At 72.3% G+C, this 18,742-nt stretch carries 20 protein-coding genes; 10 read left to right on the forward strand and 10 right to left on the reverse strand.

The genetic code is table 11. From position 1 onward, the window contains the following. Positions 1 to 31: 31 nt before the first annotated feature. The 3 genes from AB0K09_RS00105 (at position 32) to AB0K09_RS00115 (ending at position 3,431) form a co-directional block, all read left to right on the forward strand. Entirely contained in the window at positions 32 to 1,393 is a 1,362-nt protein-coding gene (locus AB0K09_RS00105; protein WP_366062877.1) for a YibE/F family protein, read from the forward strand. A 21-nt stretch (positions 1,394 to 1,414) separates the two neighbouring features. Further along, positions 1,415 to 1,615: a hypothetical protein gene (locus tag AB0K09_RS00110; protein ID WP_366062878.1), complete on the forward strand. Its 201-nt coding sequence runs from the start codon at positions 1,415 to 1,417 to the stop codon at positions 1,613 to 1,615. Between the two features lie 124 nt (positions 1,616 to 1,739). Beyond that, positions 1,740 to 3,431: an SPFH domain-containing protein gene (locus AB0K09_RS00115; RefSeq protein WP_366062879.1), complete on the forward strand. Its 1,692-nt coding sequence runs from the start codon at positions 1,740 to 1,742 to the stop codon at positions 3,429 to 3,431. On the opposite strand, the gene AB0K09_RS00120 is transcribed toward AB0K09_RS00115, so the two are convergent. The 3 genes from AB0K09_RS00120 to AB0K09_RS00130 form a co-directional block, all read right to left on the reverse strand. Continuing rightward, the gene (locus tag AB0K09_RS00120; RefSeq protein WP_366062880.1) at positions 3,428 to 3,874 is read right to left on the reverse strand and encodes an SsgA family sporulation/cell division regulator; all 447 of its coding nucleotides are present in this window, start codon (positions 3,872 to 3,874) and stop codon (positions 3,428 to 3,430) included. The two genes, AB0K09_RS00115 and AB0K09_RS00120, sit on opposite strands and share 4 nt — an antisense overlap. A gap of 630 nt (positions 3,875 to 4,504) precedes the next feature. Then, entirely contained in the window at positions 4,505 to 4,723 is a 219-nt protein-coding gene (locus tag AB0K09_RS00125) for a DUF5326 family protein (protein WP_366062881.1), read from the reverse strand. 163 nt (positions 4,724 to 4,886) lie between these two features. Beyond that, positions 4,887 to 5,204, reverse strand: coding sequence for a cupin domain-containing protein (locus AB0K09_RS00130; protein WP_366062882.1), 318 nt, complete (start codon positions 5,202 to 5,204; stop codon positions 4,887 to 4,889). A 101-nt stretch (positions 5,205 to 5,305) separates the two neighbouring features. Between AB0K09_RS00130 and AB0K09_RS00135 the strand changes: the two genes are divergently transcribed. The 3 genes from AB0K09_RS00135 to AB0K09_RS00145 all read left to right on the forward strand — a co-directional run bounded on the left by AB0K09_RS00135 (position 5,306) and on the right by AB0K09_RS00145 (position 7,384). Beyond that, positions 5,306 to 5,686, forward strand: coding sequence for a phage holin family protein (locus AB0K09_RS00135; protein WP_366062883.1), 381 nt, complete (start codon positions 5,306 to 5,308; stop codon positions 5,684 to 5,686). A 253-nt stretch (positions 5,687 to 5,939) separates the two neighbouring features. Beyond that, positions 5,940 to 6,836, forward strand: a complete 897-nt coding sequence (locus AB0K09_RS00140) for a LysR family transcriptional regulator (protein WP_366062884.1) — start codon at positions 5,940 to 5,942, stop codon at positions 6,834 to 6,836. Between the two features lie 65 nt (positions 6,837 to 6,901). Beyond that, entirely contained in the window at positions 6,902 to 7,384 is a 483-nt protein-coding gene (locus tag AB0K09_RS00145) for an NUDIX hydrolase (protein ID WP_366062885.1), read from the forward strand. A gap of 19 nt (positions 7,385 to 7,403) precedes the next feature. Here the strand turns inward: AB0K09_RS00145 and AB0K09_RS00150 are convergent, their stop codons facing one another. The 4 genes from AB0K09_RS00150 to AB0K09_RS00165 all read right to left on the reverse strand — a co-directional run bounded on the left by AB0K09_RS00150 (position 7,404) and on the right by AB0K09_RS00165 (position 12,091). Continuing rightward, positions 7,404 to 8,027, reverse strand: coding sequence for a pyridoxamine 5'-phosphate oxidase family protein (locus AB0K09_RS00150; protein ID WP_366062886.1), 624 nt, complete (start codon positions 8,025 to 8,027; stop codon positions 7,404 to 7,406). Positions 8,028 to 8,069: 42 nt separating this feature from the next. Beyond that, entirely contained in the window at positions 8,070 to 9,416 is a 1,347-nt protein-coding gene (locus tag AB0K09_RS00155) for a globin domain-containing protein (protein ID WP_366062888.1), read from the reverse strand. 828 nt (positions 9,417 to 10,244) lie between these two features. Then, positions 10,245 to 10,880 carry an HAD-IB family phosphatase gene (locus tag AB0K09_RS00160; RefSeq protein WP_366062890.1) on the reverse strand — a complete coding sequence of 212 codons (636 nt, stop codon included), beginning with the start codon at positions 10,878 to 10,880 and terminating at the stop codon, positions 10,245 to 10,247. Then, a complete protein-coding gene (locus tag AB0K09_RS00165) occupies positions 10,877 to 12,091 on the reverse strand; it encodes an MFS transporter (protein ID WP_366062891.1) in 1,215 nt (404 codons plus the stop codon). Before AB0K09_RS00165 ends, AB0K09_RS00160 begins: the two co-directional genes overlap by 4 nt. 163 nt (positions 12,092 to 12,254) lie before the next feature. Between AB0K09_RS00165 and AB0K09_RS00170 the strand changes: the two genes are divergently transcribed. Next, a complete protein-coding gene (locus AB0K09_RS00170) occupies positions 12,255 to 12,716 on the forward strand; it encodes a MarR family transcriptional regulator (RefSeq protein WP_366062893.1) in 462 nt (153 codons plus the stop codon). Positions 12,717 to 12,779: 63 nt separating this feature from the next. Here the strand turns inward: AB0K09_RS00170 and AB0K09_RS00175 are convergent, their stop codons facing one another. The 3 genes from AB0K09_RS00175 to AB0K09_RS00185 all read right to left on the reverse strand — a co-directional run bounded on the left by AB0K09_RS00175 (position 12,780) and on the right by AB0K09_RS00185 (position 16,385). Further along, entirely contained in the window at positions 12,780 to 13,541 is a 762-nt protein-coding gene (locus AB0K09_RS00175) for a TetR/AcrR family transcriptional regulator (protein ID WP_366062895.1), read from the reverse strand. 178 nt (positions 13,542 to 13,719) lie between these two features. Next, the gene (locus tag AB0K09_RS00180; protein ID WP_366062897.1) at positions 13,720 to 14,853 is read right to left on the reverse strand and encodes an aminotransferase class V-fold PLP-dependent enzyme; all 1,134 of its coding nucleotides are present in this window, start codon (positions 14,851 to 14,853) and stop codon (positions 13,720 to 13,722) included. 80 nt (positions 14,854 to 14,933) lie between these two features. Further along, positions 14,934 to 16,385, reverse strand: coding sequence for a serine hydrolase domain-containing protein (locus tag AB0K09_RS00185; protein WP_366062899.1), 1,452 nt, complete (start codon positions 16,383 to 16,385; stop codon positions 14,934 to 14,936). 88 nt (positions 16,386 to 16,473) lie between these two features. Here AB0K09_RS00185 and AB0K09_RS00190 point away from each other — a divergent pair, with 88 nt between their 5' ends. The 3 genes from AB0K09_RS00190 (at position 16,474) to AB0K09_RS00200 (ending at position 18,741) form a co-directional block, all read left to right on the forward strand. After that, positions 16,474 to 16,926, forward strand: a complete 453-nt coding sequence (locus tag AB0K09_RS00190) for a MerR family transcriptional regulator (protein ID WP_366062935.1) — start codon at positions 16,474 to 16,476, stop codon at positions 16,924 to 16,926. After that, entirely contained in the window at positions 16,923 to 17,291 is a 369-nt protein-coding gene (gene trxA, locus AB0K09_RS00195) for a thioredoxin (RefSeq protein WP_366062900.1), read from the forward strand. Before AB0K09_RS00190 ends, trxA begins: the two co-directional genes overlap by 4 nt. 145 nt (positions 17,292 to 17,436) lie before the next feature. Then, on the forward strand, positions 17,437 to 18,741 hold the full coding sequence (locus AB0K09_RS00200) for a phosphatase PAP2 family protein (RefSeq protein WP_366062901.1): 1,305 nt from the start codon (positions 17,437 to 17,439) through the stop codon (positions 18,739 to 18,741). The last annotated feature ends 1 nt before the right edge of the window (position 18,742 follow it).

Raw genomic sequence — 18,742 nt, forward strand, 5'->3', positions numbered from 1 at the left:
AAGGGCCAGGGGGGCTTGCGATGATCGGGGGGTGACCCGAACGGAACCGCACGCGCCCGCACAGACCCCTGGCCAGGGCCACGGACACAGCCATGCCCACGGGCACAGCCACGGCCACAGCCATGGCCACGGACACAGCCACGGCCCGGCCACGCCCGTCTCGGCGCATCTGCGCAAGGTGATCGCGGCGGTGCTGATTCCTTTCGGCATCGCGGTGCTCGCCGGGCTCGTGGTGCTGTGGCCGGGCGGCGCGCCGCCGCATCCGCACACCGGGGTGGGGCTCGACCAGCAGACCGAGTCGGGCCGGGTCGTGAAGATCGAGGAGGTGGACTGCGCCAAGGTGGGCGCGCAGCCGCAGCAGCCGGCGCCCGGCCAGGAGGGTGCGCCCGCCCCGCCCCAGGGGCCGTGCGAGAAGTCGTCGGTGGAGGTCACCTCGGGCCCGGACAAGGGGCGCGAGTTCACCGAGATCGTGCAGCCGAACGCCCCGCGCCACTACTCCGTGGGCGAGAAGGTGGTGCTCGCCTACGCGCCCAAGGCGCCGGAGAACCTGCGCTATTCGGTCACGGACGTGGACCGCACGGTGCCGATGGCCGTGCTCGCGGCGGTGTTCGCGCTGGCGGTCGTCGTGGTCGGCCGGCTGCGCGGGGTCTTCGCCCTGGTCGCGCTCGCGATCAGCTTCGGGGTGCTGACGCTGTTCATCCTGCCGGCGATCCTGCACGGCAGCGATCCGCTGCTGGTGGCGGTGGTCGGCGGCAGCGCGATCATGCTCATCGCGCTGTACATGTGCCACGGCCTCAACGCCCGGACCTCGGTGGCCGTCCTGGGCACCCTGACGTCGCTGCTGGTCATCGGCCTGCTCGGGTCGCTCTTCACCGAGTGGGCGCGGCTGACGGGCAACACCGACGACCAGACGGGGCTGGTGCACGGCCTCTACCCGCAGATCGAGATCCGCGGTCTGCTGCTCGCGGGCATCATCATCGGCTCGCTCGGTGTGCTCGACGACGTGACGGTGACGCAGACGTCGGCGGTGTGGGAGCTGAAGGAGGCCGACCCGTCCGCGAATTGGCGCAAACTCTACGGTTCGGCGATGCGCATCGGACGGGACCACATCGCGTCGGTGGTCAACACCCTTGTCCTGGCCTACGCGGGCGCGTCCCTGCCGCTCCTGCTGCTCTTCTCGATAGCGGACAGCGGGGTGGGCACGGTCGCGACCAGCGAGATCGTGGCGGAGGAGATCGTCCGCACCCTGGTCGGCAGCATCGGGCTGGTGGCCTCGGTGCCGGTGACGACCGTACTGGCCGCGCTGGTTGTCAGTGCCGACCGGCACAATGCGGTCAAGGGATCCGGCGGGCGCTCCCGGGCGCGGGGCGGCAGGCGCCGCCGGGCGAAGTGACGCGGGAGGGGGGGCCACCGCATGGTGGGAGAGCTCGGAAGGGTGACGGGGGCGATCGGCCCCGGGCTGGTCGGCGAGGTGATGGTGCGCGTGCGCGGCGGGGCGGAGGCCTTCCTGGCGTACGCGGCGGAGCCCGGCGAGCGGATCGAGCGCGGCACGCTGGTCCTCGTCGTGGAGTACCAGCCGCCGCGCACGGTGTACGTCTCGCCGGCCTACGGCTAGTCGCCCCTCCGCCGGACCGTGGCGGTAGGGGATCTGTTTGCCACCCCTAGCGCCGCGCCGCGGCCGAGGCGCACACTTCGGCATCTCAGGTCCCGTACCGGGGCCGAAAAAGGGGGAATGGCGCATGCTCATCGGCGTCGTGGCGGGGGCCGTCCTCGTCGCAGTGGGGGTCGTCATAGGGCTGTTCAAGCTCATGTGGCGGGTCGCGGAGCCCAACGAGGCGCTCATCATCTCGGGGTCCAAGCACCGCACGGAGGGCCTGGGCGAGGGGATGGGCTTCCGGATCGTCACGGGGCGGGGGACGTTCGTGCTGCCCGGGGTGCAGGCGGTGCGGAAGCTGTCACTCGACCTCAACGAAGCGGACCTCCATGTGGATTGCGTGACGAAACAGGGCATTCCACTCAAGGTGCACGGCGTGGTCATCTTCAAGGTGGGGGACGACTTCGTCTCCATCGCCAACGCGGCCCGCCGCTTCCTGGACCAGCAGAAATTCATGGGCGACCGGGTGCACAACGTCTTCGCGGGCCATCTGCGCTCGATCGTCGGCGGCTTGACGGTGGAGGACATGATCCGCGACCGGGAGCGGCTGACCGGGGAGACCCGGGCCGCGTCGGGCACGGAGATGGAGAAGCTGGGCCTGATCATCGACTCGTTGCAGATCCACGAGATCCAGGACCCGACCGGCTACATCAAGAACCTCTCCGCGCCGCACGCGGCCGCGGTGCAGCGGGACGCCCGGATCGCGCAGGCGGAGGCGGACCGGCTGGCCACCGAGGCGGAGCAGCAGGCCGCCGCCCGCATGTCGGAGGCCCAACGGGACAGCGAGATCCTCCAGGCCGGCTACCAGGCCGAGCGCGACAGCGCGGCCGCCAAGGCACGCCAGGCCGGGCCGCTCGCCGAGGCGGCGGCGCAGCAGGAGGTCGTGGTCCAGGAGACCCGGGTCGCAGAGCTGGCCGCCCACCGGCGGGAGCAGCAGCTCCAGGCCGACGTGCGCAAGCCGGCGGACGCCGCGGCCTACGAGAAGCGGACGCTCGCCGAGGCGGAGCGGGACGCCCGGATCTCCGCCGCCGAGGCGCGGGCCCGGGAGACCGAGCTGGCGGCAGCCGCGGAGGCGACGCGCGTGAAGGCGGCCGCGAGCGCCGAGGCCGAGGCCACCCGGACGCACGGCGAGGCCGAGGCCGCCGCGACGCGGGCGACGGGTGAGGCCGAGGCCGCGGCAGCCCGGGCGGGCGGTCTGGCGAGGGCCGAGGCGGCCCGGGCGCTGGGCCTGGCCGAGGCCGAGGCGATCAAGGCACGGGCGGCGGCGCTCGCGGAGAACCAGGAGGCGGTCGTCGCCCAGCAACTGGCGGAGCGGTGGCCCGAGATCGTTCGGGCGGGGGCGCAGGCGTTCGGGAACGTGGACCACATGGTGCTGCTGAACGGCGCGGACGGGATGTCCGAGCTCTTCGCGAAAGCACTGACGATGGGTGGCACCGGGCTGGGGCTGGCGCGCCAGTTGCTGACGGCCATGGGGACGAACGGTGCCGGCGTCGGCGGCGGCGTCGGCCTCGGCGGCACGGGCGGCGGTCGCGGCGCCGGCGAAGGGTCCGGCAGCGCTGACGACGGCTCCGGCGAGGGCTCCGGTGGGGTCGGGGGCGGTCCGGCGGCGCGGGGGGCGGATCCCGTGCCTCGGGTCCCGGCTCCGGTGCCGGCGGCGGCGAGCGGGGTGACGACGGCGGCTCCTGCGCCGCGTACGGAGCGGGTGCCGATCGAGGACCCCGCCGAGGGGTCCGGGGAGCCGGCCGACGGTCCGGACGGCCGGACGCCGGGCCGTTAACCCGCGTTCTGACCCTCGGGATTGCCGGCGAGGATGTTGTCGAGCGCCGCGGCCAGGTCGTAGTCGAAGTCGGCGACCGAGCGCTCCTCGCCGAGCGGGGCGATCCGGTCGGTGCGGTCGAGGAAGGCCACCAGGGGCGCCGCCCCGGCCCGGAACAGCGCGCCCTCGCCGCCCACTTGCAGCCTGATGAAGACGTCCGAGAGGTGCTGCGCGGAGGCGGGGGCGATGTGCACGTCGCCCTCGCCGGAGGGCTGACTCAGCCCGTCCAGCAGCAGCTCTCTGGCGAATGCCCAGGTCACAGGGGCATCGCCGGGGAGATGGAAGGTGAACTTCACGGCGTAGGGGTCGCTGCTGTCGTACTCCAGCTCCACCGGGATCCGGAAGGACAGCTCCTCGGAGACGAGGAAGGTCATGATCACTTCTGCCTGAACTGTGTCGCGCATCGCCCAATGCCCCGTCTTCGTCGGTTTGGCCGGGATTGGATCCTCATGGCCCTAATGACGCCATAGTCTGACAACAACGCCCAGCGGATCACAAGGAGTGATTTTTCAGTTACCGATACAGATCGAGAGTGAAGCTTACGAGTTCTTCGACTCTGGAGCGTAGCGACTCGACTACGAGACGGAGTCGTTCCTGGCGGATTTGGGGGCACGGAACGGCCGAGAACTGGCCAAAGCGACCATGACGCAGAGTGTCCGTGACCAGGCACGACAAAGCCCCGACGGCGCCGGGCGGCGCTCCGTCGGGGCAGGTGACGCGGAGGGACGGGGAGGACGTACTGCGGCGGTCCGCACCCGCGTTGACCCCCCGCGGCGGGTCCGGCGGCCCGCCGGAAGACCCTCCTCCGGTGCGCACGGATCGCACACGGATTACGGGTGCGGGGCGGTTTCAGGTTGACGGGGAGATAACTCCTCGCCCTCCGCTTCGTTGAGTTGAGTTGAGCGGACGGGCAGCGGCCGGCGCCGCGGGCGGCCCGCTCCGCCGCGCTTCCGTGCGCATGTTTCGCGTGCCCGTATTCGCGTACGCGCATTCGCGTTCGCGTACCCGGATTCGGGCACGCGGATTCGCGCGGACTACCAGTCGCCCTTCGAGGAGGACGACGACGTGAACTTCTTGACCAGGAAGATCAGACCGCCCACGAGCGCCACCAGCAGCAGCGCCTTGAAGAGCAGGCCGATGACGAAGCCCAGAACGCTCATGATCAGGCTGCCGAACACCATGAGGACGAGGACCGGCACGGCGATCCACTTCACCCACCAGGGCAGTCCCGCGAATATTCCCTTCTCGGCCATGTCGTCCTCTGCCTTCCGTTCATGAGTCACCGGCCGCGCCGGCGGCCCGGGGGCCGGATGCCCCGGCCTGCTTCCGATGCTAGGCGGGGACGGCCCGCGGACGGGGGCCATGCGTCCCCCGTCCGCCCCTGAGCGTCCCCCTACGGGATCCCGGGGGCGCCCGTCAGCTCTCAGGGGGAGAGAAGACCACCAGGACCCGCAGGTCCTCGCTGATGTGGTGGAAGCGGTGCGTCTCCCCCGCCGGCACGTAGACCACGCTGCCCCGCCCGACCTCGGTGGTCTCCGTTCCGACCGTGATCGACGCGCGGCCGCTCATCACCAGGTACACCTCGTCCTGCGCGTGCGGGCCCTGCGGGTCGGTGTCCCCCGCGTCCAGCGCGTACAGCCCGACCGACATGTTGCGCTCGCGCAGGAACTGCAGATACGCGCCCTGGTTCGCGATCCGTTCCGCTTCCAGCTCGTCCAGCCGGAACGCCTTCATCCGTCCTCCACCCTCGCCGCCGCGGCCGTCCGGACCCGGCCGCGCGGGCGGGTCCCATCGTGCCGATCCGCGTCGCCCGGCACGTCTGCAACGATCTCACCATGAAGAACTTCGTAGTCAAGACGGTGGCCAACGCGGCCGCCCTCGCAGTCGCGATCTGGCTGCTCAAGGGCATCACGCTGTCCGGAGAGAACACCGCCCGCAAGGTGCTCGCCCTGATCCTCGTGGCGTTGCTCTTCGGAGTGGTCAACTTCGTGGTCAAGCCGGTCGTGAAGCTGCTGTCCTTCCCGCTCTTCATCCTCACCCTCGGGCTGATCACGCTGGTGATCAACGCGCTGATGCTGATGCTGACCTCCTGGCTGGCGGGCCGGCTGCACCTGGCGTTCCATGTGGCGGGCTTCTGGTCGGCGCTCGTCGGCGGCGTCATCATCTCGATCGTGGCCTGGATGATGCACATGATCCTGCCGGACGACCAGGACTGACCCGGCCATGCCCCCGACCGGCCACGGCGACCCCACAGACCCCACCGACGAGGTCGCCCGCACCGCCCACGCTCCGCGCGAAGACGGCTCGAGCCTCCCCCCTCTTGGCTCGAGCCGTCCCGGGGCCCGCGCAAGGGGCCGCCCGACCAAGGCTAGTTGACTCTCCGTCAGTGTCCAATCACGGTGACGACACAGACCTATCGACTTATTTATAGTTCCCTCACGATCGGTTGGCGGCCGTCGAGGAGCAGGCATGGATCTGGCCCTGTTACGCACCTTCGTCACCGTGCACCGGGCCGGGTCCTTCACCCGCGCCGCCGCGCTGCTGGGCCTCTCGCAGCCGGCGGTCACCAGCCAGATCCGGACGCTGGAACGGCAGCTGGGCCGCCCGCTCTTCCTCCGTGAGGCGCGCGGGGTGCGCCCGACGTCCCTCGGCGACGAGCTGGCCCACAAGATGGCGCCGCATGTGGACGCGCTCCTGGAGATCACCGAGTCCGGCCTCGACGAGGACGGCGCCCGGCACACCCTGCACCTCGCGGGGCCGCCGGAGTTCACCGCGCTGCGCGTGCTGCCCGCGCTCACCCCGCTGGTCGGCCAGGGGCTGGCCGTCCGGGCGGCGCACGGCATGGCCGACGAGCTCTTCGAGGGGCTCGCCGCCGGCCGACACGACCTCGCCATCACCACCACGCGCCCGCGCGGCCGGCTGCTGACGGCCACCCCGCTCTGCGACGAGGAGCACGTGCTCGTCGGCGCCCCGCGCTGGGCGGCCCGGCTCGGCGGCGCCGCCGTCGTCCGCGACAAGGGCGTGCGCAGCCTGGAACACCTGCCGGTGGTCGAGGTGCACGAGAGCCTGCCGCTGGTCTCCCGCTACTGGACCGCCGTCTTCGACACCAAGCCGCTGGCCGCCGGCACGGTCGTCGTCCCCGATCTGCGCGCCGTCCTCACCTGCGTGATCGCCGGCGCGGGCATCGGCGTGCTGCCGCGCTATCTGTGCGGCGACGCCCTCGACACCGGCGAGGTCGTCGACCTGCTGGATCCGCCGGTGCCTCCGCTGCGCACCTATTTCCTGGTCGTGCGCGCCGGCACGCTGGCGCATCCGCATCTCGCACGGGCGCACGAGTGGCTGCTGCGCGCCGCCGTCTCCTGGTGAGGTTCCCCGGTGAGAACCCGGTGAGAAGGGGTTTCACCGGGGGGTTCGCGCGGCAGATGTCCTCCATGACCGAACGCCCCGTGGTCAAACGCACCGCCCGTGCCATCCTGCTCGACGGCGATCCGTCCTCCGGCGAGCTCGACATGATCCTCATCAAGCGCGTCAAGCCGGGCCAGCCGCCGTACTGGATCACGCCGGGCGGCGGTGTGGAGCCCGAGGACTCCACCGTGATCGCCGCCCTCCACCGCGAGGTGGACGAGGAGCTCGGCGCCAAGGTCGTGGACGTGGTCCCGGCCTTCGTCGACACGGTCCCGCACCACCACGGAGTGAAGATCCAGCACTTCTTCGTCTGCCGCCTCGCCTCCATGGACCTCTCCCTGCGCCACGGCCCGGAGGTGGACGAGCCGAGCGGTACGTACGACGTCGTGCGCATCCCCTTCAGCCGGTCGGGGATCGCCACGGTGGAGCTGGTGCCGCCGTCGCTGCGCGCCTATCTGCGCGCGAACATCGAGGGCGTGCGCATGCTGCTCGCCGACGACCTGGGCTGACCCGGCCGGGCCGCCCGGCTCAGCGGCCGGCGGCCGCGCCCTCGCGGGCCTCGGCCGCCGCGCCGAAGAAGTCGCCGCCCTTGCGCCGCGCGTCGTCCGTGCCCCAGGCGCGGCCCCGGCCGCCCGGCTCACGGACGACCTTGGACAGGTGCGGGATGTGCTTGGCGCAGTGGATGTACGCCTCCTCGACCGTCACCTCGACCCACACCGCGGGCCGCCGCCCGGGCACGTCGTCGACGGGCAGCGCGGGGTGCGCGGCGCGCAGCTCGGCGTCCGCGACGAGGCGGGCGCGGCCGTTGACGTGCAGCCCCACCCGGTCCTGGAAGAAGTCGACCATGAGGATGCCGACATGGGGGTTCTCCCGGATGTTGCCCATGCTGGCGAGGACGCCGTTGCCCCGGTACTCCGGATAGGCGAGCGTGTGCTCGTCGAGCACCCGCAGGAAGCCGGGCGGGCCGGCCCGGAAGGTGTTGTCGCACTCGCCGTTGCGGTCGGCGGTGGCGAGGAAGAACATCTCCTGCCGGGCCACGAACTCGCGCATCCGCGCGTTGACGTGCGGGAGCACCTGCTCGTCGTAGAACCGGCCGGCCCGCTCGGTGGTGCCCAGCTCCTCCTGGAGCCGTCGCTCGCCGTCGCTCGCCATCGGACACCGCCTCACGGGTATCAACATCGGTTGTGTAGGTGGTCAGTTGGTGCTCGTCAGTTCCTCGAGGGCGTCGTGTCTTATGCGGTGGGACGGTATGCCGATGCCGAGCAGGGTGTCCACACCGCAGCGGATCATCGCGGGCGGCCCGGAGAGGTACACGTCATAAGCGGTCCAGGGCCCGTACTTGCGGACGACCTGCGGGAGTTGGCCGCTGACCCCGCCCGTCGGACCGTCGGAGACGACCGGCCGGACCGAGAGCCAGGGATGCGACTTCTGCAACCGCAGCATGGTGTCGATGTCGTAGAGGTCACCGGTCCGGCGGGCGCCGTAGAAGACCTCGACGGGGCGGCTGCGGCCGTGCCGGGCGACGTCCTCGACGAGGGCCTTGATGGGGGCGATGCCCGTGCCGCCACCGAGGCACAGCAGCCCGTCGTCGGTGCCGTGGTCGACGGTCATCGAGCCGGACGGGGGGCCGAGGCGGATGACGTCGCCGGGGCGGGCGCGATGCACCAGCGCGCCCGAGACCCAGCCGGCCGGCACGGCCTTGACGTGGAAGGAGAGCAGCCCGTCGGGGCGGGGCGCGCAGGAGAAGGAGTAGTGCCGCCACACCCGCGGCCACCAGGGGGTTTCCACACTGGCGTACTGGCCGGCGAGGAAGGGGTAGGGCTGGTCGGGCCGTACGGTCAGCACGGCGACGTCCGGGGTGCGCGGCTCGTGGGCCACGATCTCGCCGTGCCACCAGGCGGGCGAGGTCGCCTCGTCCTCCGCCGCCGCGTCGATCATGATCTGGGAGATCGCCGTGTACACCCGCGCCCAGGCGGCCTCGGCCGCCTCGCTCCACGTGTGGGTGGCGTAGCGGGTGAGGGCGCCGATGAGGCACTCGCCGACGGCCGGATAGTGAGCGGGACGTGTGCCGTACTTGCGGTGGCCCCTGCCGAGCCGGGAGAGGTACTCGGTGAGCGTGGGGGTGTCGTCGGCGTGCCGGGCAGCGGTGAGCAGGGCCTTGAAGAGCCGGTCGCGCTGGGTGTCCATGGCTGCCGGGAAGAGCTCGCGCAGTTCGGGGTGGCGGAGGAAGAGGAGCGCGTAGAAGTAGGAGGTGGCCTTGTCGGCGACCGGTTCGATCTCGGCCAGTGTGCGGCGGACGAGGAGCGTGTCGGGGGAGGGCCCGGGCAGGCCGCGTCCCGGAGCGGGGTGATCGGCGCCGGTGTGGGGGCGGCCGGGCGGGGCGGACGGTTTCTCGTCGGGGCGCTGATGTTCGGGGCCTCCGGCCGGATGGGCGGGTACGGGGCGCGGCCGTGCCCCGTCCGGGGTGGACCAGCCCCGCTCACCGCCGTGCTCGTGGTCCAGTGCACCGCCGTGGGGCGGCGGGGTCGTCGGAGCGTCCATCGCTGCCTCGCCTCGAACATCTCTCGGCCGGTCTTCGCACGTCCGCGTACGACGGAGTCTGCACGCGAATCCCCGCTCAGCTGATGAGTCGTTGTGCCAGTGCGCGCAGCATGCCACCGCTTGCCCCGGCCGCACCGGATTTGCGGCAACTCCCGGCGGCAGAGCGTCCGTTCGGTTACGCTGCCCCGCCGGGCCTCATACCTCCGGCACGTGCCGGGCGCCTTGCCGGCGGATTCCGGGGCAACGGCGGGTCCCGGCACGGGGCGGCCGCTCGCCGTCGCGGCGGGGAAGAGCCGCCCAGGCCGGGGCAGCGGTCCGGCCCGCACCGCCGGTCCCGCACGACGTGGCCGCTCGCCGGCGCGGCGGGGAAGAGCCGCGCGGGCACCTGCCCGGCGGGGGCTGCGCCGGGGGCGCGGCACAGTCCGGCACCGCCGGACCGGCACGTCGTGACCACTCGCCGCCGCGGCGGGAAGAACCGCCCCGCCGGGGCAGCGGCCCGGCGCGCACCGCCGGACCGGTACACCGTGGCCGCTCGCCATCGCGGCGGGGAAGTGTGCCGAGCCCTGCCCGGCGCGGGCTGCGCCGGGGGGGCGGCGCAGTCCGGCACCGCCGGACCGGCACGTCGTGACCACTCGCCGTCGCGGCGGGAAGAACTGCGCGGGCACCTGCCCGACGGGGCTGCGCCCGGGGCGCGGCCCGGCTCGGCACCGCCAGGCCGGTGCACCGTGGCCGCTCGGCATCGCGGCGGGGAAGAGTGCCGGGCCCTGCCCGGCTCGGTACCGCCGGGCCGGGGCGTCTCGGCCGCCCGCCGGCACGGCGGCAAAGGGCTCAGCCGGCGGCTCCGCCGGCGAGGGCGTATGCCTCGCGGAGGTCGCGGCCCCGGTACGCGTGTACGGCGATGTCCCGGACGTGGTGGTCGGCGTTGACCGCCACGGACACCGGTACCGCCGCGAACAGCTGCGCGTCCGACATCGAGTCGCCGTACGCCACGCAGTCCGCGCGGCCGAGGCCGTACGTGGCGCAGAGTTCGTCCGCGATCCGGACCTTCGCCGTCGCGTCCAGGATGCCCGCGGGGTCCACGGGGCCACGGAAGGGAACGTCGGGCCAGCGGGAGCCGTGAGCGGCGTCGGCACCCCAGTCGAGCAGGCGCTCCACGAAGAAGGAGGGTGACAGGGAGATCACCGCGCAGCGTTCGCCGCGGGCGCGGATGTCGGTCCAGACCTCGCGGATGCCGTCCAGCCAGGGGGCGGCCTCGAAGGCCGCCGCGACCTGCCGCTCGGTGAGGTCGGCCCAGAGTTCGACGGCCAGGGCGGCGAAGCGCGGCGGGGTCAGCCGGCCCGCCGCGAAGGCCCGTTCCAGTTCGCCGATCTCCGTTTCGACGCCCAGTTGCCGGGATATCTCGACGGCGGCCGCCGATCCGTGGATCAGCGTGCCGTCGAGATCGAACAAGTGCAGTCTGCTCATGCCTCCCGAGCGTAGGCGGGCGCGGCGGGCGCGGCCGGCTCGGCCGACTCGGGACGTGGCGCGGCGCCCGCGCGCCGTTCCAGGGTCGCGGACAGCAGCGCGAGCAGCAGGGCGGTGCCGGTCATGGCCGCGCCGACCCAGTTCGGCGCGGTGTAGCCGAACCCGGCGGCGATGACGACGCCGCCGAGCCACGCGGCCATCGCATTGCCGAGGTTGAACGCGCCGATGTTGACGGCCGAGGCGAGCGTGGGCGCGTCCGCGGTCTGGTCGAGGACCCGCTTCTGCAGCGGCGGCACCGTGGCGAAGCCGAAGCCGCCGATCAGTGGGACGGCCACGGCCGCCGCGAGCTTGTCGTGCGCGGCGAGCGGCAGCAGCGCGAGGACGATCGCGAGTCCGCTCAGGGCGGTGTAGAGCATGGGCATCAGGGCCCGGTCCGCGAACCGGCCGCCGATGAGGTTGCCGGCGACCATGCCGAGCCCGAAGAGGACGAGCAGCCAGGTGACGGAGGACGGGGCGTAGCCGGTGACGTCCGTCATCATCGGCGTGATGTAGGTGCTCATGGTGAACACGCCGCCGAAGCCGAGCACGGTCATGCCCATGGCCAACAGGACCTGCGGGTTGCGGAAGGCGGCCAGCTCCCCGGCGACGCGCGTCCGCTCCGGGCGGGGCATCGGGGGGACGAGCGCGGCGATGCCGAAGACGGCCAGGAGGCCGAGGCCGGCGATGACGAAGAAGGTGGCCCGCCAGCCGGCGTTCTGCCCGAGCAGGGTGCCGAGGGGGACGCCGACCACGTTCGCGGTGGTCAGGCCGGTGAACATCATGGCGATCGCGCCGGCCTTCTTCTGCGGTGCGACGAGTTCCGCGGCGACGATCGAGCCGATGCCGAAGAACGCGCCGTGGGCGAGGGAGGCCACGATGCGCCCGGCGAGCATGAGCGAGAAGACGGGCGCTGCGGCGGACAGCGCGTTTCCGGCGACGAACAGGCCCATGAGCGCCATCAGCATCCGCTTGCGCGAGACCCGGCCGCCGAGGATGGCCAGGACGGGCGCCCCGATCACCACGCCGAGGGCGTATCCCGTGGTCAGGAAGCCGGCGGTGGGGATGGAGACGCCGAATTCGGCGGCGATCCCGGGGAGCAGGCCGGAGATCACGAATTCGGTGGTGCCGATACCGAAGGCGCCGATGGCGAGTGCCAGCAGGGCGAGGGGCATGACGGGGTCCTTCACAAGGGGACGGGGGGAAGACGGGGACGCTTCATTGCGATCGACCCTTACCGGCGTAGACAATAATTGCACATGCATATAGTTGCAAGCGCGGGCTATTGCGGGCACGGGATATCCTGGACGGGTACGACTCCACCGAAGGAGGGCACCCATGTCCCGCACCACGGACCCCGCTCTGGTCGGCCTGGCGCAGGGCTGGTGCGCGCTCTCCGCGCTGCACGGGCGGATCGAGGCACACATCGAGCGGGCGCTGCAGGCCGGCCACGGGCTGAGCGTGCGCGAGTTCTCCGTACTGGACGTGCTCAGCCGGCAGCACAGCGGCGAGGGCGGGCACCTGCGGATGAACGAGGTCGCCGACGCGGTCGTCCTCAGCCAGAGCGCCACGACCCGGCTGGTCAACCGGCTGGAGGACCGCGGTCTGCTGACGCGCTACCTCTGCCTCACCGACCGCCGGGGCATCTACACCGACGTCACGGACGCCGGGATCGCCCTGCTGGAGGAGGCCCGGCCGACGAACGACGCCGCGCTGCGCGAGGCGCTGCGGGACGCGGCGGCCCGGCCCGAGCTGGCGCCGCTGGTCGCGGCCGTGGAGTCCCTCGCCCCCGTCGCCTGACCGCATCCCCGCGCGGCAGACGGCCAGACGGCCAAACGGTCAAACAGTCAAACGGCCAGCCGGTCAGTCGGCCGTACGGGCCCGGTGCCGCGTCCGCGTGCGGTGCGCCTTCTGCCGGCAGGCGGCACCGCAGTAGCGGGCGGGACGCCCGGTGCGCGCCGCGGTCACCGGGCCGCCGCAGACGGCACATCCCGTTTCGTTACGGCCGGGGACGGGATTCGAGGGTAGTTTCGTCACGTTCCGGCCGGGGCGGAGGCTGTCGCAGACCAGCGCCGTCATCCGTCCGGCCGCCCCCGGGCCGCCCTGCCGCAGCCCCTGCCGCTGCTCCATGGACAGACAGCCCAGGAGCAGGGCCAGGACGTCGCCCGTGTCGACGTCCTTCCTTACCGCGCCCGCCCGTTGGGCGCGGACCAGCAGGACGGACAGGGCCTCGCGGAAGTCCCGTTCGATACCCGGCGACGGGGCGAAGCGCCCCTCCGCGCTCGCCTCCAGCGCGTCGCAGAGGCCCTTGTTCCGCACCGACAGCCGTACCACCGAGGCGAGATAGCGGAAGAACACCGTCCCGGGGTCGGCCGCATCGGCCAATTCCCTTGCCGCGTCGGTGAAGAGCCGCACCCGGTCGGCGACCGTCGCCCTGAACAGGGCTTCTTTGGAAGGGAAATGACGGTAGACGGTGCCCGTCCCGACCCCGGCACGGCGGGCGATCTCACCCAGCGGTACGCCCAACCCCGCTTCCTCGAAGGCGGATCGGGCCGCCTGGAGGACGAGCTCCCGGTTCCGGCGGGCGTCCGCCCGGAGCGACGGGCCGGGCGGCGGCGGTGCCATGCGACGGACCTCCGGAGGGGGCTGAAGCGAAACGGGATGGTGGTTCCGATTCTATCCGTGCCGATCGAGGAGGAGGTGTGGCGCCACAAGAGCGATATATCCGGGTGAAGAGCAGCAAAAAGCCGTCATCGGCGCGTCGGCGCGCCGATGACGGCTGCTGTGCGGGGCCGGGGTCGGCTCAGGCGGCGTCGGCTGCCGCCCAGGCCTCCTCGGCGGCCGCGAGGACCTCGGCGGTGTCCGCCACCGCGACGTTCAGCGTGCGCAGCGCCTCCGCCAGCGCGGACAGCGAGGCGAGTACCACCTCGCGGCTCGCGGCGGAGCCGTAGTGATTGACCCGGACGACCTCGGCGGCGAGCGCCCCGCCCGCCGCCTGGAGCGGCAGCGATCCGTCGGCGGCCAGCGCGAGCGTCACGGCCTCGCGGGCGTCCACGCCGTCGGTGCGCAACGTGGTGGCGACGGGAGCGGCGTCCTCGTCCCGTACGACGTAGGCCCGCAGTCCGCCCATCGTCCGCACCCCCGCCCGGACGGCGGTGGCGGCGGCACGGTGCCGGGCCATGACCCGCTCCAGCCCCTCGGCCCCGATGCGGTCGACGGCCTGCTCCAGCGCGAGCATCTCCAGCTGCGCCGGCGCGTGCGGCAGCGCCGTGCGCCCGCGGTCGATCCAGCGCTCCTTCCAGTCCAGCAGCGACAGGTAGGAGCCGCGGGGCGCCTGCTCGTTCTCGGTGATCCGCTGCCACGCGCGGGTACTGACCGACACGGCGGAGACGCCGGCCGGGCCGCCCATCGCCTTCTGGCCGCCGATGACGCACAGGTCGACGCCCCACTCGTCCGTGCACAGCGGCTCGGCGGCGACGGAGGCGACCGCGTCCAGCATCAGCAGCGCGCCGTGCCGGCGCACGATCGCGGCGATCTCGGGGACGGCGTTGGTGTTGCCGGTGGCCGCCTCGGCATGCACGAGGCTGACGAAGTCGATGTCCGGGTGCTCCCGCAGCGCCTGATCGATCTGCTCCGGCCGGACGGCACCACTGAAAGGCGCCGTCACCGTCACCACCCGCGCGCCGCAGGAGCGCAGCCAGTCGCCGAACGTCTCCCCGTAGGGACCGGTGACGACGTTCAGCGCGGTGCTGCCGGGCCGTACGGCCGAACGGATGCACGCCTCCAGCGGCAGCAGTGCCTCACCCTGCATGATCACCACGCTCTCCCGCGTCCGCATCAGCGCGGCGACCTTGTCCTCGACACGGGCGAAGTCGCCCGCACCCAACGGCGGGAGGTCGAGGAGGCCGGGGAGGTCGGGGATGGTCTTCGCGGTCACGGTGAGGCGCCTTCCGGACGGGTACAGGATCTTCTGCCGACCCTACGCGGGGCGGCCCCCTCCGGCGCGGGAGCGGCCGGTCAGGGGGCCGCCGGCCGCCAGCCGCCCTCGTCCACCCCGCCCGGCACGCCCTCGCCCGCGTAGGGCTCGCGCGTGAACGCGAAGGTGCCGATGTCCAGATGGCTCACCGAGCCGTCCTCGGCACGCACCACACGCAGCGTCTCCCCCGCGTAGTACCCGTCCAGGCCCGTCCAGGTGCCGTCGCCCTCGGCCCGGAAGCGGGCGCCCCGCCCGCCGTCCCCGGCGGGCGACAGGTCGAACCCGCCGTCGGCCTCCAGCCGCAGCACGAACGCGGTGGCGCCCCAGTACCAGGGCCCGGTCAGAGCCAGGAGCTCCGGTATCGCCGGTCCGAGCGGACGCCACGGCTCCGGCAGGCGCGGCTCGTGCTCGGCGACCGTACCCACCAGGTCGGCCGCCACCGGGCCCACCTCGAAGAGGTTCGTGCGGTTGCCGAGGGCCACGCCCGCGACACCCTCCGCGGGGCTCACCCACAGCGTGCACACGAACCCCGGCATCGATCCGGTGTGCCCGAAGAGGAACCGGCCGTCCCGGCGAGCCAGTTGCAGCCCCAGGCCGTAGGCGCCCGCCCACTCCGGCCCCTGCGGCGCCGTCTCGGCCGACCGCATCTCCGCAACCGAGCTCGCCGCGAGCACCCGCTCGTCCCCGTCCAGCAGGAAGGCCGCGAAGCGGCAGAGGTCCTCGGCCGTGGACCACAACTGGCCGGCCGGTGCCATCCGCCCGGTGTCCACGGCGGGCTCCGGCAGCAGCACGTCCGCCCACGGATGCACCGCCCAGCCCGGCGCGTACGGCGCCTCGGGGCCGTACGTCGTGCGGTCCATGCCCAGCGGGACCAGTACCTCCCGGCGCAGCACCTCGAACCAGTCGTCCCCGCGCAGCCGCTCGACGAGCGCGCCCAGCAACGCGTAGCCGGTGTTGGAGTAGTGGAACAGCCGGCCCTCCGGGTGGCGCTGGGGGCGCTCGCCGAAGAGGTCCGCGAGCTCGGGGCGCAGCGCGCCGTCCGTGCGCTCCCACCAGGGCCCGCGCGGCTCGGCGGCCAGCCCGGCGGTATGGGCGAGGAGCTGGGCGATCGTGGCGTCGCCGCCCTCCGGGACGTCCAGGTGCTCGCGCAGCGGATCGCCGAGGTCGATCAGCCCCTCGTCGCGCAGCCGCAGGACGAGCACGGCCACGAAGGTCTTGGTGATCGACCCGATCCGGTACTGCGTCCGCGCCCCGGGCACGTGACCGTCCACGCTGCCGCGGCCGGCGGACCACACCATGCGCCCGTCCCGCATCACGGCCCCCACGAGGGAGGGGGCCCGCCCCTCCGCCTGTCCCACGGCCACGCGCCGCAGCAGCGCGCGCCGCGTGGCGGGCAACAGCCCCTCGCACGCGGCGCCTTCGTATGCGGCGCCTTCGTATGCGGGGCCTTCGGATGCGGGGCCTTCGTCCTGGACGATCAGAGGTGCGGTCATGATCGGACCCTAGCGGCCGCCGGCGACCGCGTCAGCCGGCGTTGACCGGCTGGCCTTGACGCCGACGTCAAGGTCTACCGTCATGCCCATGCGCATCGGCGAACTGGCCCACCGCGCGGGCATCACCACCCGCACCCTGCGGCACTACGAGTCGCTGGGCCTGCTGCCCGCCCGCCGCACCGGCAACGGCTACCGCACGTACGACGAGGAGGATCTGCGCCTCGTGCAGCAGATCCGTACCCTCCAGCAGTTCGGCTTCGGCCTGGAGGACACCCGTCCGTTCGTGGAGTGCCTGCGCGCCGGGCACCCGGCGGGTGACTCCTGCCCGGCCTCGCTGGCGGTCTACCGCCGAAAGCTGGCCGAGCTCGACGAGGTCATCGGGCACCTCCAGCGCGTACGGGCCGAGGTCGGCGCCCAGCTGGCCCGGGCCCAGCTGGAGGCGGAGGCCGACGTCCCGGGCGGACCACCGCCGCTGTGCGCCCTGGTACCACCGCGCACCGACACCCATACCGACACCCATGCCGGGAGGACCACCCCATGACCACGACCACGGCCGGGATCACGACCGCCACCGCCGCCACCGCCGCCGTCACCGTCGTCACGGACGACACCTTCGAGGACGAGGTGCTCGCCTCGGAGCTGCCCGTCCTCGTCGAGTTCACCGCCGCCTGGTGCGGCCCGTGCCGCCAGATCGCCCCGGTCCTCAAGGAGCTGGCGACGGAGGAGGCGGGCCGGCTCAGGATCGTCGAGATCGACGTCGACACCAACCCCCGCACGCAGGCGGCCTACAACGTGCTGTCCATGCCCACGCTCATGCTCTTCCGCGCCGGCGAGCCCGTGAAGTCCCTGGTGGGCGCCCGCCCGAAGGCCCGGCTGCTCCGCGATCTCGCCGACGTACTGGACTGAGGTCCCCCGAACCACGAGCGTCCCGGAAACCCGGCCACACCACTCCGATAACATGTTCGGACTCACAACGAAAGCACGATGAGTGATCCATTAATCGACGTCCAACACATCGGCCGGGCAATTGATATCTCGAATAAACTCCAGAATGACGTTCGCCGCATGGCGTCAACCGCGGGCCATATTGTGGGCCGCGGTCGGCGTCGTGGCCCTCGGATTCCTCATCGCGCTCGAAATCGCCGCACGCCATTACGGCCAGCCGGGGCCGATTACCAACCAGGCCAAAGAAGTCGTACTCGCCCCGAAATCCGGGCCACTGTTGTACGCCTCCATGGCCCTGATGATGGTGGTGCTCACCTGGCGGGAGCGGTTCATCGCGGCCGGAATAGCAGTCGGCATCGACGTCGTCTTCTTTCTGGTCCGGTGGGCGCTCGACGTCAAGATGATGTTCGGCAACGGCGCATTGTGGGTGGTTCTGGGCTATGCGGTCATCGCCGTCACGCGCCGCACCGGCCGGGAGCGCGTGCTGCTGCTGAAGGGCGTCGGGCTGGGCCTGCTGCTGGTGGCCGGCCGCAAGACCGGCGACACCTGGCTGCTCATCACCTCGAAGACCCGACCGGCCGTGCTCGACCAGTACGTGGCGACCGCCGATCACGCGCTGGGCAACCCGTCGTGGCTGGCGGGCCGGATCGTCAAGGCCACCGGTCCGATCGGCGACCACATCCTCGACTACGTCTACATCCAGCTCGCGGTGGCCGCGGTGCTCGTCTCGCTGTACCAGCTGCGCAATGTCGCGGCCGAGCGCCGGTTCCCCAGCCACTACCTGGTGCGCACCTTCCTGATGATCGGCCTCCTCGGACCGGGCATCTACATGATCTTCCCGGTGGTCGGCCCGATCTTCGCCTACGGCGCCGACGGCGGGCACTGGGCGGTGGCCGACCTGTGGCCGAACACGCCGACGCCGATCACCGCGCCGCACCACATGCCGTTCGACGAGATCACCCCGCGCAACTGCATGCCCAGCCTGCACACGGCGTGGGCCACCGCAATTTTCATCCATTCCCGCAAGGGCCCGCGCATTCTTCGGTTCGGCGGCGCTTTCTGGCTGATAGCCACCCTCGGCGCGACGCTGGGATTCGGCTACCACTACGGCACGGACATCATCGCCGGCGTGGTGTTCACGCTCACCATCGAAACGGCTCTGCGCGCGCAGGAACGCGGCTGGGACCGGTCGGGAATTCAGCTGGTCGCCTACGGCACCACGATATTCACCGCGTTCTTGGTGTCGTACCGCTTTCTGCCCGTGTACATGGCCGAGAATCCGTGGGTGTTCGGACCGCTGCTGATCCTGGCGATGGTCTCGGTGATCTACGCCTACGTACGGACCACCAAGGCCTGGGAACCGAAGCCCGTACCGGTACCGCAACTGGAACCGCAGCCCGAACTGGTGTGAC

Origin of the sequence: Streptomyces sp. NPDC049577 (assembly GCF_040675635.1) — a bacterium.
Lineage (GTDB): Bacteria > Actinomycetota > Actinomycetes > Streptomycetales > Streptomycetaceae > Streptomyces.

Excerpts from the sequence above, each read along its gene's own strand:
- AB0K09_RS00110 (WP_366062878.1), top strand. The coding sequence starts at position 1,415 with ATGGTGGGAGAGCTCGGAAGGGTGACGGGGGCGATCGGCCCCGGGCTG.
- AB0K09_RS00115 (WP_366062879.1), top strand. The coding sequence starts at position 1,740 with ATGCTCATCGGCGTCGTGGCGGGGGCCGTCCTCGTCGCAGTGGGGGTC.
- AB0K09_RS00120 (WP_366062880.1), bottom strand. The coding sequence starts at position 3,874 with ATGCGCGACACAGTTCAGGCAGAAGTGATCATGACCTTCCTCGTCTCC.
- AB0K09_RS00125 (WP_366062881.1), bottom strand. The coding sequence starts at position 4,723 with ATGGCCGAGAAGGGAATATTCGCGGGACTGCCCTGGTGGGTGAAGTGG.
- AB0K09_RS00130 (WP_366062882.1), bottom strand. The coding sequence starts at position 5,204 with ATGAAGGCGTTCCGGCTGGACGAGCTGGAAGCGGAACGGATCGCGAAC.
- AB0K09_RS00135 (WP_366062883.1), top strand. The coding sequence starts at position 5,306 with ATGAAGAACTTCGTAGTCAAGACGGTGGCCAACGCGGCCGCCCTCGCA.
- AB0K09_RS00140 (WP_366062884.1), top strand. The coding sequence starts at position 5,940 with ATGGATCTGGCCCTGTTACGCACCTTCGTCACCGTGCACCGGGCCGGG.
- AB0K09_RS00145 (WP_366062885.1), top strand. The coding sequence starts at position 6,902 with ATGACCGAACGCCCCGTGGTCAAACGCACCGCCCGTGCCATCCTGCTC.
- AB0K09_RS00150 (WP_366062886.1), bottom strand. The coding sequence starts at position 8,027 with ATGGCGAGCGACGGCGAGCGACGGCTCCAGGAGGAGCTGGGCACCACC.
- AB0K09_RS00155 (WP_366062888.1), bottom strand. The coding sequence starts at position 9,416 with ATGGACGCTCCGACGACCCCGCCGCCCCACGGCGGTGCACTGGACCAC.
- AB0K09_RS00160 (WP_366062890.1), bottom strand. The coding sequence starts at position 10,880 with ATGAGCAGACTGCACTTGTTCGATCTCGACGGCACGCTGATCCACGGA.
- AB0K09_RS00165 (WP_366062891.1), bottom strand. The coding sequence starts at position 12,091 with ATGCCCCTCGCCCTGCTGGCACTCGCCATCGGCGCCTTCGGTATCGGC.
- AB0K09_RS00170 (WP_366062893.1), top strand. The coding sequence starts at position 12,255 with ATGTCCCGCACCACGGACCCCGCTCTGGTCGGCCTGGCGCAGGGCTGG.
- AB0K09_RS00175 (WP_366062895.1), bottom strand. The coding sequence starts at position 13,541 with ATGGCACCGCCGCCGCCCGGCCCGTCGCTCCGGGCGGACGCCCGCCGG.
- AB0K09_RS00185 (WP_366062899.1), bottom strand. The coding sequence starts at position 16,385 with ATGACCGCACCTCTGATCGTCCAGGACGAAGGCCCCGCATCCGAAGGC.
- AB0K09_RS00190 (WP_366062935.1), top strand. The coding sequence starts at position 16,474 with ATGCGCATCGGCGAACTGGCCCACCGCGCGGGCATCACCACCCGCACC.
- trxA (WP_366062900.1), top strand. The coding sequence starts at position 16,923 with ATGACCACGACCACGGCCGGGATCACGACCGCCACCGCCGCCACCGCC.
- AB0K09_RS00200 (WP_366062901.1), top strand. The coding sequence starts at position 17,437 with ATGACGTTCGCCGCATGGCGTCAACCGCGGGCCATATTGTGGGCCGCG.